This is a genomic window from Marinobacter alkaliphilus (assembly GCF_055394375.1).
In genome coordinates this window covers 261,766-275,349 of the sequence record NZ_AP043751.1, presented here as the reverse complement: position 1 = coordinate 275,349, position 13,584 = coordinate 261,766, and the positions used below count along the sequence as shown (strand labels likewise).

Genomic DNA, 13,584 nt, shown 5'->3' with positions numbered 1-13,584 from the left:
CTTCAGAAAGCGGTTGACAGGAAGGCGGTTCAGTGTAGAATGCGCGCCTCGAAACAAGCAGTAAGCCGGAGAGTTTTTCGGCGGTTTTCGGAAGCGAAAACAGCGAAAAATAAACGGTTGACAGGGCAGCGGAACGATGTAGAATACGCGGCCTTGATTGAGCAACAGCTCAAACGCTCTTTAAAAAGTTAACCAAGTAATTCGTGTGGGCGCTGGCCGAGGTATTTCGGACACGAAATATCAGGACAGTGACTCGTCGAAATTGAGTTTTGTCTTGAGCAAGAATTAAGAACTTTCGAGTTCTTGTATGATTTAAACTGAAGAGTTTGATCATGGCTCAGATTGAACGCTGGCGGCAGGCTTAACACATGCAAGTCGAGCGGTAACAGGGGGTGCTTGCACCCCGCTGACGAGCGGCGGACGGGTGAGTAATGCTTAGGAATCTGCCCAGTAGTGGGGGATAGCCCGGGGAAACCCGGATTAATACCGCATACGTCCTACGGGAGAAAGCAGGGGATCTTCGGACCTTGCGCTACTGGATGAGCCTAAGTCGGATTAGCTAGTTGGTGGGGTAAAGGCCTACCAAGGCGACGATCCGTAGCTGGTCTGAGAGGATGATCAGCCACATCGGGACTGAGACACGGCCCGAACTCCTACGGGAGGCAGCAGTGGGGAATATTGGACAATGGGGGCAACCCTGATCCAGCCATGCCGCGTGTGTGAAGAAGGCTTTCGGGTTGTAAAGCACTTTCAGCGAGGAGGAAGGCTCTGAAGTTAATACCTTCAGGGATTGACGTTACTCGCAGAAGAAGCACCGGCTAACTCCGTGCCAGCAGCCGCGGTAATACGGAGGGTGCAAGCGTTAATCGGAATTACTGGGCGTAAAGCGCGCGTAGGTGGTTAGGTAAGCGAGATGTGAAAGCCCCGGGCTTAACCTGGGAACGGCATTTCGAACTGTCTGACTAGAGTGTGGTAGAGGGTAGTGGAATTTCCTGTGTAGCGGTGAAATGCGTAGATATAGGAAGGAACACCAGTGGCGAAGGCGGCTACCTGGACCAACACTGACACTGAGGTGCGAAAGCGTGGGGAGCAAACAGGATTAGATACCCTGGTAGTCCACGCCGTAAACGATGTCAACTAGCCGTTGGGACTCTTGAAGTCTTAGTGGCGCAGCTAACGCACTAAGTTGACCGCCTGGGGAGTACGGCCGCAAGGTTAAAACTCAAATGAATTGACGGGGGCCCGCACAAGCGGTGGAGCATGTGGTTTAATTCGACGCAACGCGAAGAACCTTACCTGGCCTTGACATCCAGAGAACTTTCCAGAGATGGATTGGTGCCTTCGGGAACTCTGAGACAGGTGCTGCATGGCCGTCGTCAGCTCGTGTCGTGAGATGTTGGGTTAAGTCCCGTAACGAGCGCAACCCCTATCCCTGGTTGCTAGCAGGTAATGCTGAGAACTCCAGGGAGACTGCCGGTGACAAACCGGAGGAAGGTGGGGATGACGTCAGGTCATCATGGCCCTTACGGCCAGGGCTACACACGTGCTACAATGGCGCGTACAGAGGGCTGCCAACTCGCGAGAGTGCGCCAATCCCTTAAAACGCGTCGTAGTCCGGATCGGAGTCTGCAACTCGACTCCGTGAAGTCGGAATCGCTAGTAATCGCGAATCAGAATGTCGCGGTGAATACGTTCCCGGGCCTTGTACACACCGCCCGTCACACCATGGGAGTGGATTGCACCAGAAGTAGTTAGTCTAACCTTCGGGAGGACGATTACCACGGTGTGGTTCATGACTGGGGTGAAGTCGTAACAAGGTAGCCGTAGGGGAACCTGCGGCTGGATCACCTCCTTAAACGAAGCCGAATGCTTCGGTCAGAGTCCACACGAATTACTTGGTTGGCTTAATAAAGAGAGCAAAAGGGTCTTTCAGACCCGACTTGGCTTGTTGTATGGCAAGCAAAACCGGGTCTGTAGCTCAGGTGGTTAGAGCGCACCCCTGATAAGGGTGAGGTCGGTGGTTCAAGTCCACCCAGACCCACCAGAATTATCCAGCTCGTCGTTGCGCCAAGACTCGCATACTGATTGTATGCTTCGCCTTGACGCGCCTAGATCTGAATAATTCTTGGCAGCTTAATTGGGGCTGTAGCTCAGTTGGGAGAGCGCCTGCCTTGCACGCAGGAGGTCAGCGGTTCGATCCCGCTCAGCTCCACCAAAAAAGCCCAAAAGATCGATGCGTAACTAACTGACTAACTGCGGTTAGCAGTGTGCAGAAACAAGTATTTCGATTTAATGACATCGGTTGTTAAGCGAAGTCCTTCTTTCTGATCACTGGGTCAGATTTGCTCTTTAACAAATTGGACGAGATAGAACACGAATAGATTTCTCTCATTATCTCCGAGAGAAACTGTTCAAAGTGATAGCGATTTCAAGCGTTATCCGGTGTTGTCGTTGAAGTGGTTGTTATATTGCTTCAAGTGACTGTCTCGAAACAGGGTTCTGTATCAGGCTTGCCTGGTGAAGGATGCTGAATCGTGATCAGTTGTCTTGGGGTTATATAGTCAAGCAACTAAGCGCATACGGTGGATGCCTTGGCAGTCAGAGGCGATGAAAGACGTGGAAGCCTGCGATAAGGTTCGGGGAGCTGGCAAACGAGCTGTGATCCGGACATCTCTGAATGGGGAAACCCACCTGGTTTCGGCTAGGTATCTTGTACTGAATCCATAGGTGCAAGAGGCGAACCGGGGGAACTGAAACATCTAAGTACCCCGAGGAAAAGAAATCAACCGAGATTCCCTAAGTAGCGGCGAGCGAACGGGGACCAGCCCTTAAGCTGGACAACTGGTAGGAGAAGGCTCTGGAAAGTGCCGCCATAGTGGGTGATAGCCCCGTATCCGAAACCTGAGTCCAGTGAAATCGAGTAGGTCGGCGCACGAGAAACGTTGACTGAACATGGGGGGACCATCCTCCAAGGCTAAATACTCCTGACTGACCGATAGTGAACCAGTACCGTGAGGGAAAGGCGAAAAGAACCCCTGTGAGGGGAGTGAAATAGACCCTGAAACCGTATGCGTACAAGCAGTCGGAGCAGACTTGTTCTGTGACGGCGTACCTTTTGTATAATGGGTCAGCGACTTATGTTCAGTGGCGAGGTTAACCGTTTAGGGGAGCCGTAGGGAAACCGAGTCTGAATAGGGCGAATTAGTCGCTGGGCATAGACCCGAAACCGGGCGATCTATCCATGAGCAGGTTGAAGGTGCCGTAACAGGCACTGGAGGACCGAACCCACTGTCGTTGAAAAGCCAGGGGATGACTTGTGGATCGGAGTGAAAGGCTAATCAAGCCCGGAGATAGCTGGTTCTCCCCGAAAGCTATTTAGGTAGCGCCTCGGACGAATACCACAGGGGGTAGAGCACTGTTTCGGCTAGGGGGTCATCTCGACTTACCAACCCGATGCAAACTCCGAATACCTGTGAGTACTATCCGGGAGACACACGGCGGGTGCTAACGTCCGTCGTGAAGAGGGAAACAACCCAGACCGCCAGCTAAGGTCCCAAAGTACCAGTTAAGTGGGAAACGATGTGGGAAGGCTCAGACAGCTAGGAGGTTGGCTTAGAAGCAGCCATCCTTTAAAGAAAGCGTAATAGCTCACTAGTCGAGTCGGCCTGCGCGGAAGATGTAACGGGGCTCAAACTGGTCACCGAAGCTGCGGCTGCATACATTGTATGCGGGGTAGGGGAGCGTTCTGTAAGCCTGCGAAGGTGTGTTGAGAAGCATGCTGGAGGTATCAGAAGTGCGAATGCTGACATGAGTAACGACAATGCGGGTGAAAAACCCGCACGCCGGAAGACCAAGGGTTCCTGCGCAACGCTAATCGGCGCAGGGTGAGTCGGCCCCTAAGGCGAGACCGAAAGGTGTAGTCGATGGGAAACGGGTTAATATTCCCGTACCTTGGATAGCTGCGATGGAGAGACGGAGAAGGCTAGGTGAGCCGGGCGACGGTTGTCCCGGTTTAAGCGAGTAGGGAGTGGACTTAGGCAAATCCGGGTCCACAATCCTGAGACGCGACGACGAGTGCCCACGGGCGCGAAGTCATTGATGCCCTGCTTCCAGGAAAATCTTCTAAGCTTCAGGCTATTCGAGACCGTACCCCAAACCGACACAGGTGGTCAGGTAGAGAATACCAAGGCGCTTGAGAGAACTCGGGTAAAGGAACTAGGCAAAATGGTGCCGTAACTTCGGGAGAAGGCACGCCGGTGTGTACGTGAAGCCCCTGCGGGTGGAGCGGAAGCCGGTCGAAGATACCAGGCCCCTGCGACTGTTTATTAAAAACACAGCACTCTGCAAACACGTAAGTGGACGTATAGGGTGTGACGCCTGCCCGGTGCCGGAAGGTTAATTGATGGGGTTAGCATTCGTGCGAAGCTCTTGATCGAAGCCCCGGTAAACGGCGGCCGTAACTATAACGGTCCTAAGGTAGCGAAATTCCTTGTCGGGTAAGTTCCGACCTGCACGAATGGCGTAACGATGGGGGCGCTGTCTCTACCCGAGACTCAGTGAAATTGAAATCGCCGTGAAGATGCGGTGTATCCGCGGCTAGACGGAAAGACCCCGTGAACCTTTACTATAGCTTCACAGTGAACTTTGAGCATGCTTGTGTAGGATAGCTGGGAGGCTTTGAACCCGGGACGCCAGTTCCGGTGGAGCCAACCTTGAAATACCAGCCTGGCATGTTTGAGGTTCTAACTCTGGCCCCTTATCGGGGTTGAGGACACTGTGTGGTGGGTAGTTTGACTGGGGCGGTCTCCTCCCAAAGCGTAACGGAGGAGCACAAAGGTGGGCTAAGCACGGTCGGACATCGTGCGGTTAGTGTAATGGCACAAGCCCGCTTGACTGCGAGACAGACACGTCGAGCAGGTACGAAAGTAGGTCATAGTGATCCGGTGGTTCTGTATGGAAGGGCCATCGCTCAACGGATAAAAGGTACTCCGGGGATAACAGGCTGATACCGCCCAAGAGTTCACATCGACGGCGGTGTTTGGCACCTCGATGTCGGCTCATCACATCCTGGGGCTGAAGCCGGTCCCAAGGGTATGGCTGTTCGCCATTTAAAGTGGTACGCGAGCTGGGTTTAGAACGTCGTGAGACAGTTCGGTCCCTATCTGCCGTGGACGTTGGAGATTTGAGGAAAGCTGCTCCTAGTACGAGAGGACCGGAGTGGACGAACCTCTGGTGTTCGGGTTGTGTCGCCAGACGCATTGCCCGGTAGCTATGTTCGGACAGGATAACCGCTGAAAGCATCTAAGCGGGAAGCCCCTTCCAAGATGAGATCTCCCTGAGGCCTTGAGCCTCCTGAAGAGCCGTTCAAGACCAGGACGTTGATAGGCTGGGTGTGTAAGCGCTGTGAGGCGTTGAGCTAACCAGTACTAATTGCTCGTGCGGCTTGACTATATAACACCCAAGACAATTGCGGATAACGCAGAGCAGGGCAAACGCCACGCTCCATAGAAATCAACATCACGTTCCTTCTCGTCCTTCCCAGTGATCATCCGTTTTGCCTGACGACCATAGCGGTCTGGAACCACCTGATCCCATCCCGAACTCAGAAGTGAAACAGACCAGCGCCGATGGTAGTGTGGTTCGCCCATGTGAGAGTAGGTCATCGTCAGGCTCTTAATACCAAAGCCCCAGCATCCTTGATGTTGGGGCTTTTTTATTTGTGTTTTCGAAAGTATGACTCGCCGCACAGCTACAACCTGCAAACAAAGTTAACATTCGGTAAAGACTGGCCGACCCAGAATATAAAAAGAGCCAGCTTCAGAGACACTCATCAGTCATTCAATCGATGCCGTCAATAACAAGAAACGGCGCAGGGTGTGGCTATGAGTAAAAAACTGCAGGCACTTGTTGTTGCCATTGTTTCCCTGCCGGTATCCGCCGAAGCAGGTCTTCAGCCTATTTCCGATGAGCAGATGTCGGAAGTCACCGGGCAAGCATTCCTTTCGGTTGATCGCCAATACCATCCCGATCCGGACAATACTACCTCTTATACCCGCGTTAACCTTGGCATGGACATAGAAATCCAGACCAATGTTGATGTTCTGGAGCTTGGCCGTTATGAACGGGAAGGTGAGAAGGCCGGCTCATCGGACGTCTTGATAAGGGATTTTGCGCTCGGCTATATCAACAGCCAGGCCTACTATCAACGTAACCCCAAGGCGGCGAGACAATATCGTCCGGATGGCTCTTCTTATAACGAGAACGAAATCGTTCCGTTCATGATCGATAACCCCTTTTTCGAGTTTGCATTTGATGAGGCGACCAACGAAGTGGTTGGTGTTCGCCTTGGCTTTGGTGATGCAATGGGAGTGCTGTCAGGTAAGATCGAAACCCTGACGGGTAATGTGAATGTGGACATTATTGATCGGGGCGAAGGGCTGCGGGATGCCAGTTCCAGCGGTAACTTCTTTGATCAACTGATTGTTTTGCTGACCCCTCTTCTGGAAGGCGGAAGTCCCCTGGCAACCAAAGCGCAGCTGGTCTACGGCGATGATAACGATCCTCGGGTGGGTGAGCTTGACCCAATAAGAGCAGAGTACATCGGTATCCCCAACGGCGAAAAATTCGTTCTGGAGAACGCGGGCAGCTTCACCCGCTGGTCGGTTAAAAACCTGATTGGCTGGGGTTCGAGCTCGGAGATAGAGGTTCCCAATTGTTCATTCTTTAGCTGCGGCTCCGGTGATATCTACGTGTATGCCGATGGCTGCAGAGTGTTGGGAATTGACGCCTGTTTTGATCTGGACATGTACAACAGCTTCCCAATTGGTCAGGTAGAGGAAGTTAACGGCGAGCGCAGGTTAACCGGGCCAGCGGATGGCGCCTTCATTTCATTCCAGACCAAAGATCTGGATTGGCTGAAAGACGTTAAGAAAAGCGATCTGACGGTGGAGGACTTTATCCGGGCGACCTCAGGAGCCTTCTTTAATATTCCGAACGGTGCCACCGAGGTTAACCTGAACGAAGCCCTGAATGGGACCGACCGGTATCGTACTGAGTATATCGACCGCGGCCGGGGGCTGTTCTGATGAACGGGCGTAGGCTGTCCTGTAAGGCAGGCTTCGGCTCTGCCTTTGCTGGCGTGTTTCTTGTTTTGGTTGCTATTACTCCGGCCTCCGCCCTGGCGGAGCTGGAGCGGCTCGCCGAGTCGGAGATGTCTGAGATAGACGGCGCAGGTATTGGTCTGGTATTCGATAACTTTACCTTTTCCCACGGCACTGACCGGCCGGACGCTGACGGCAACCAGGCTCGCATCTTCCGTATATCCGGTATCAAGAGCACCGATGGTCGGGAAGTGGATATCACGGTCAATCACCTGTATATCGCAGGCGCCAATTCAAATTACGGGGAAAACCTGGCGCCGGTGAATCTTGGCAGGCTGGTTAATCCTTGGCGAATCGATATTGTTGACGGAAATGGCATTGGTGTTCCCGATAAGGCGGTTCTTGAACTGGCCGCGCCGAGCAAGATTCCGGGAGCTGAAGGGTTCGACTGCATGGGCGCCACTGCCGCCGCCGGCAGTGGCCAATGTTCCAGTCGACCGGCCACAGCTGACTGGATTGGCGAGCGGGCAGATATCGGTATGCAGATGAATGTCGCCGTTGGCGATGACCGTTCAGCGAATCTCAATATCCATGCCCGAAGTGCTGTTATTGACGGGAGTTATCTGCGTTTGTGGGGTGATGACCAGCGCAGCCAGATGGCGGGGCAGTTCAAGCTCAACTTCTATTCACCCGAAGTGTCCATCAATGCCTGTACCCAAGACGGCACCGCTTGTGGTTCCCGGATTACCATGTCGGATTTTGCCTTGGAGCTGGCGATTGGTAACAGTTTACAGCCGGTATTTTTCGACGTTGATGGCGGCGGAAATTTCATCCTGGAGGTGGAAACCATTCGCTCCCCGGGCGCCGGCCAAATTGCTGCAAACGGACTGAGGGCTGGGAGTAATGCCCAAACCTGGGATTTCTATCAGGATTACTACAGCAACCCTGACTATCGAAGTAACCTCCAGATCGGCAACTTCAGCGTTGGCGACCGTGATTTCGGCGCTGCACGGGTTGAGGGCATGCTGATACAGCATTTGCAAATACAGACAAAGGATCTGGCGCCATGACTTTTTCATACGCAGTTCCTGTGCTCTCGCTGCCACTGATGGCAGTCCTCACCTTGCCGGCCAGCGCCGAGATGGCGCCGCTGGAAGATGAGGCCTTGTCGAAGGTAGCGGGACAGGGCGGAATTTATCTGTCGGGTGACATCAGCATCAATGAAATGGGCGGGCCGGTAGAGAATGCTTACTTTGGCCGTTGCGATGAAACGGACAAAAAATGCGGTGCCCGGTTTGCCTATCGCTTGAAAGAAGACGGTGGCTGGATGGTTCTTGATGAAATTCGGGGGCTGTTTGCGTTCGAGGGGTTAACGCTAAGGGTAAGAAAGATCGATTCCGGGTTTGGCGGCGACGGCGAGCTGTTTGATCGGGATGTGATTGAACTGGGGTTGCCAGATACCGTTCGGTTTACCGATGTGCATTTCAAGGTCGCAGCCAGCAGTACTGCCAGGCCGACCGATCCGGGGTTCATCCAGACCGATATTTTTGCGGTGCAGATGCAGGGTGATGTCATCATGCAGGGCAACCTGCTGGTCTTTCCGGACGGAAACCCATGAGGAAAAGCCTAATGGCCATGACAGATGCTCGTCTTTCCACGGCTCCTCTTTTATTGGTATCGATGGTGCCCGTGCTCGTTAACCCTGTGGCTGCCATGGAGCGGTTGGATGATACCGCCCTATCAAAGATTCAGGGGCAGAGCGGTATCACATTGGAGATGGAGTTGAACCTCTCCGCCGACCGCCTATCCTATTATGATGATGGCAAGGGTGTGCATCTTGAGGGTATGCGCGTTGGATCGTCCAGGGGAGATAATGCGGGGGCGTTCCATCGGGTAAAGGTTGACATTGGGGCCGATGCATCATTGAACCTCGATTATCTGGTAGAGGATCGAAGAGTCGAGTTTTCAGATATACGCCTGGCCGGAGCCCCCGGTGTGGGTATGGGGGGGATATTCTTTGATCACTCCCTGCAGGGTAGTCTGCGTATTCGACAAGGTGGGGCTGTGGGCGGCAGTGGTTACACCTTCGATACCGCCTACACCATGACGGGTGGGCGATTGGGATACCGGACTAATGGCAACAGCGTTTTCCTGGATGACATCACCATGGACGTCCAGGCTCTTGGGGTTACGCTGGATGTTGTGGGGGACACGCTGCAGCTGGTTTCCCCGGAGGTGATTGGCAACTGGAGCGTTGGTGCCATTCGCTACAGCAACGAACCGGGCAATTACGGCCAAAGTTATAGTTCTGCCACGGGGCTGCCCTTGCCAAGCTACGGTGGGCTGCAGGGGCACTACGAGCTATCCTCCGTGACCGACATTCGGGCCGGTGGCCGGTCGGGTGAGGGGTTAAGGCTGGATAATGAAACCATCATCCACACGGCATCGTTTATCTATCTGGATGATGGCAACGGCCTGGCTTTGCGGGATATCACCGGTGACTATCGCATACACGACCTTCGCCTGGATGTTTCAGAGGACGGGCGTGGTCGACCTGCGGTTGCGCTGACCCTTGGTGGATTGCAGGGTAATCTGAATATCGGCTCTATAGAGGTGGGCAGTAGCGGCCAAAGCTTTGGCTCGCTGAATCTGTCGTTTTTACTGGAAGACCAGATATTCAACGGTCGAACCTATCGCAATGAGTTGTATCTCCAGGGTGGAGGGCACCCTGACGCCGGCCCGCAGGGACTGCGCATGGCAACGGAGTGGAGTTTGCGCCTCGCTGATCTGAGCTACACGGAAGATGGCAACCGTGTGATCTTCAGCGGTCTGCAATCCTGGGGATCGGGGGATGTCACCGTCAATGTCACGCGTAACGAAGTACGTAATGGCACACGGTTCTACGATGGCCTGCGAATTGGCTTTGAAGGCCTGGAAGCGGGTTATCGTATCAACGGGCTGAGAGTTGGCAGTGATGACGCACCGCTTCAGGGCGGTACCGAGTTGCTGTTGGCGCTGGGATTCTACCCCGCCTATGAGTTTGAACTGGATGGGCATATAACCCTGGGTGCCGGCGGCGCCTCGGGAGAGGGGCTCACAATCAATTCCGACATCCAGATTCGGGATGGTAAGGCAGCGGTGATCGCGGCTCCCTATGATGAAGGTAATGGCGAAATCGCCCAGAAGGGACTTTGGCTGACGGAAATGACTTATGACGGTCACGTCCGGGATATGACCCTGGATGTGACCGAAGAGGGGCTGGCCATTGGCACCGGGGAGTCCTGGAGCACCATGGATATCGGCAATGTGCGGGTGGGCACCAAGGACCACGGCGCCAGTATGGGACGGTTACGAATTCAAAAATATCAGACCGGCAGCACGGCTTTGGTGAAGCCCGGAGGGGCCGGAGATATCTGTGTCGGGGGGTCTGGTAGTTCTGAGGGGGCCTGTGTGGCCGCCGGCGGGCAGTGGGAGACTCGGGGCAACGAGGGTGTGACGATCGACATGGTGCAGGTTCTGGCTCGAGCCGAGGGCGACGACAAGAAGAATGCCTTGATGTGGGAGAGTAATCGCGCCGTGGATAGTCAGGGAAGGCCAATAAACAACACCGGTATGAAGTTGTTGGTTAACGATATCTATACCAGTGATGGCGGTGACTTTGACGGTGATGGCGTTGAAGACAATCGCTTCGGGATTCGAACCGATCTGTCGGTGGATGTCTACCAGACCAGGGTGACCAAAAAAGAGGATGGGCCTGACGCCCAGGGTGTAGTGGGAAGCCGCGGCGATGAGAAAATCATGAGCCCAGGATCGGCGGCTGGGTACCGGTATGTAGCCAATCCGGGCCCGGGAGACATTGCTAACCGCCCCCTTGGTTTTGCTGTAAAGGCAGATACCCGTTTCAAGGAGCTCTCAATCAATAACATCGATCTGATCCATCCTGTCGGCGGCAGTCAAACGGTTGTCTACGGAGCAAAATTCCAGAACGTAGATATCCGTGCGAACCTGACCGCAACCCCCATACCCTGACGATTCAGGGGTCCGGTTATGGCAAACGGGCAGTCAAGGCGACTGTCCTTTTTGTGTTTTCGGCTGTCCTGTTGTTTAATCCGGGCTGTTCCATGTCGCCTCCGGAAGTTGTTTCATGAAATCCAGCTCGCTGTTATCCCTTCTTGAAGATCGTCGAATCCATTCCGGCGAATCGCTGGCGCAAACACTCGGTATTTCCCGAACCGCGGTCTGGAAGCAGATTCGCAAGGCGCAAGCCGAAGGCGTGGAAATCAGAACCATCCGGGGGCAGGGGTATCAGCTCATCTCCACGTTGGATCTCCTGGCAAGTGACCGCATTCGGAAAGCACTGCCGGAGCGCCTGCATAACGTCATTGCCCTTGATGTTCTGGATACCGTTGACTCAACCAACGCGGAAGTGGCGCGACGGTTGACCTCGGGGTTGAAAGGCATGCCGGTGGTGGTGGCTGACAGTCAGACTGCAGGTCGTGGCCGCCGGGGGCGTCAATGGGTGAGTCCGCAGGGAGAAAACCTTTATCTGAGCCTGGGGTTGAGTGTTCGGGGCGGGTTTTCTGCCCTCGACGGTATGAGCCTTGTATTGGGGGTGGCGGTCAGCCGGGCCCTGTCGACCTTTGGGGCAGCGGACGCCGGTTTGAAGTGGCCTAATGATCTGTTCTACGGTGACCGGAAGTTCGGCGGGATACTGGTTGAGATTCAGGGAGAGCTTCAGGACGGAGAAGTGCAGGTTATTGCAGGTATTGGGATTAACGTGCATATGAAGCAGGCTGAGATGGTCGACCAGCCATGGATAAGCCTGGCCGAGGCATGGCCGGATGTCGTCTGGACGCGAAATGCTCTGGCGGCCGCTATTGTGTCAGAGGTAGTAGAGATTATCGCGCAGTTCGAACGTCAGGGCTTTGCCCCGTTCAGGGATGAATGGCAGGCCCGGGATATCTTTTTCAGGAAAGATCTGGTGGCCAGGGATGGTGGCGTTGAGGGTAGGGGTGCCGGTATCGATACCGCAGGCAACTATCAGATTGATACTCCTGAGGGGCTGGTGCCCGTCAGGGCCGGAGATATCAGCTTGCGGGTGCGATCATGATTCTTTTGCTGGACTGTGGCAACACCCGGGTAAAATGGCGCCTCATGGCCGATGGAGTCGTCGTGCATGACGGTGGCGGAGCCCTGGAAGAAACAGTGACTTTTGCTGAGTTAACACCGTACGCCCGCAAGATAGATCGTGTTGCCGTATCGACAGTCGCATCGGAACAGAGCCGACTGCGCCTGGACGAGAGCTTGGCAACCGTTACCTCTGCCCCGGTTCGATACCACTGGGCGGAGGTGAGCCGGGACGGGCTCAGGAATTCCTACCAGGAAGTGGCCAAAATGGGTGCCGACCGATGGCATGCAATGTTGGCCGCCTGGGTGGGCGCCCGGCGCAGTTTCGCCGTCGTGGATGCGGGCAGTGCAGTGACCATTGACTATGTCGACGGCCAGGGCCAGCACCTGGGCGGGTATATTCTGCCAGGGCTGCATATGATGCGACGGAGTCTCAAGCTGGATGCCGCCCGCATTGGATTCGAATACGACGAACAGATCAACGCTGCGCCGGGCCGATCCACCGGTGAGTGCGCAAACCACGGTCTCGCATGGCTGACAGAGAGCCTCGTTCAGCGTCTGCATCGTGATGTTGGTCGTCTTGGGCTGGAACGGGTTGTTTTAACCGGCGGAGATGCGGGTCGTTTTCAGTCGTTGGGTCTGAAGGCGGAGCATCGGCCTGGTCTGGTGCTGGAGGGGGTGGAAATCGTCGATCTTCAGGAATCGCAGGCATGAGGCTGGTTGCGCTGGTGTTGTTGCTGGCCAACCTGGCTGTCTGGTTTGCCCCCGGCTTGATTCCGCCGGTTACCTATGAGGGGTCGGCGGGTGGTGTTCTGCCCCGGGTTGCAAGCCTGAAAGTGTCCGATTCGAGTGAGCAGGCTCCGCTACCTTCCGCGGAGTGTGTCAGGGTCGGTTGGTTTGACTCCCGCGAGGATGCCACTGCATTTGCAGAGCGGGTTGGCGAGCGTTTCCGCATTGAGGAGCGAGAGCGGGAGCTGCCGCCGCTGAATTGGGTGATGATCCCTCCGCAGCCCAGGGAGGTGGCGCTATCCCAGTTTCGCGATCTCTTTAGTCGTGGCGTGGAGTCTTATGTGGTGACAGAGGGTGAGTACCGAAACGCCATCTCGCTTGGCCTGTTTGAGTCGAGGGCAGCAGCAGAGTCTGTGCTGGAGGAAAAAAAACAGCAGAATCTCAATGTAGTGCTAGTCAACTTCCCCCGAAATCGTATAGGATACGCCCTCGTTTTTGATGTTGAGCCAGCAAGGGAAACCGAGGTGGTTCAGGCGGTTGAGGCGGAAAGTCACAGCAATTTCGACTTCGTTGAAATCTACGCTTGTGAAGGTGTTGCATCACCAGAAAAAAATCCGTAGTATACCGC

The 13,584-nt window shown here is 54.8% G+C and carries 7 protein-coding genes, 2 tRNA genes and 3 rRNA genes; all 12 read left to right on the top strand.

Features of this window, described 5'->3' with window-relative positions:
- Window positions 1–314: 314 nt before the first annotated feature.
- Window positions 315–1,855: ribosomal RNA gene (locus ACZ5Q2_RS01305) — 16S ribosomal RNA — on the top strand.
- A gap of 112 nt (window positions 1,856–1,967) precedes the next feature.
- Window positions 1,968–2,044, top strand: a tRNA-Ile gene (locus ACZ5Q2_RS01300).
- 95 nt (window positions 2,045–2,139) lie between these two features.
- Window positions 2,140–2,215: transfer RNA gene (locus ACZ5Q2_RS01295), tRNA-Ala, on the top strand.
- A gap of 344 nt (window positions 2,216–2,559) precedes the next feature.
- A 23S ribosomal RNA gene (locus tag ACZ5Q2_RS01290) occupies window positions 2,560–5,451 on the top strand.
- A 106-nt stretch (window positions 5,452–5,557) separates the two neighbouring features.
- A 5S ribosomal RNA gene (gene rrf, locus ACZ5Q2_RS01285) occupies window positions 5,558–5,671 on the top strand.
- The 16S, 23S and 5S rRNA genes sit together here with 2 tRNA genes alongside, the layout of an rRNA operon.
- 211 nt (window positions 5,672–5,882) lie before the next feature.
- The gene (locus tag ACZ5Q2_RS01280) at window positions 5,883–7,085 is read left to right on the top strand and encodes a DUF6160 family protein (RefSeq protein WP_061333942.1); all 1,203 of its coding nucleotides are present in this window, start codon (window positions 5,883–5,885) and stop codon (window positions 7,083–7,085) included.
- Entirely contained in the window at window positions 7,085–8,170 is a 1,086-nt protein-coding gene (locus ACZ5Q2_RS01275) for a hypothetical protein (RefSeq protein ID WP_227510312.1), read from the top strand. Before ACZ5Q2_RS01280 ends, ACZ5Q2_RS01275 begins: the two co-directional genes overlap by 1 nt.
- Window positions 8,167–8,718, top strand: a complete 552-nt coding sequence (locus ACZ5Q2_RS01270) for a hypothetical protein (protein WP_061333944.1) — start codon at window positions 8,167–8,169, stop codon at window positions 8,716–8,718. The genes ACZ5Q2_RS01275 and ACZ5Q2_RS01270 overlap by 4 nt, the downstream gene beginning before the upstream one ends.
- Before the next feature lie 11 nt (window positions 8,719–8,729).
- Window positions 8,730–11,129 carry a DUF6160 family protein gene (locus tag ACZ5Q2_RS01265; RefSeq protein WP_061333946.1) on the top strand — a complete coding sequence of 800 codons (2,400 nt, stop codon included), beginning with the start codon at window positions 8,730–8,732 and terminating at the stop codon, window positions 11,127–11,129.
- Between the two features lie 115 nt (window positions 11,130–11,244).
- Entirely contained in the window at window positions 11,245–12,210 is a 966-nt protein-coding gene (locus tag ACZ5Q2_RS01260; protein ID WP_061333948.1) for a biotin--[acetyl-CoA-carboxylase] ligase, read from the top strand.
- Window positions 12,207–12,941 carry a type III pantothenate kinase gene (locus ACZ5Q2_RS01255; RefSeq protein WP_432210530.1) on the top strand — a complete coding sequence of 245 codons (735 nt, stop codon included), beginning with the start codon at window positions 12,207–12,209 and terminating at the stop codon, window positions 12,939–12,941. Before ACZ5Q2_RS01260 ends, ACZ5Q2_RS01255 begins: the two co-directional genes overlap by 4 nt.
- Window positions 12,938–13,576 carry a hypothetical protein gene (locus tag ACZ5Q2_RS01250; RefSeq protein WP_432210531.1) on the top strand — a complete coding sequence of 213 codons (639 nt, stop codon included), beginning with the start codon at window positions 12,938–12,940 and terminating at the stop codon, window positions 13,574–13,576. The genes ACZ5Q2_RS01255 and ACZ5Q2_RS01250 overlap by 4 nt, the downstream gene beginning before the upstream one ends.
- The last annotated feature ends 8 nt before the right edge of the window (window positions 13,577–13,584 follow it).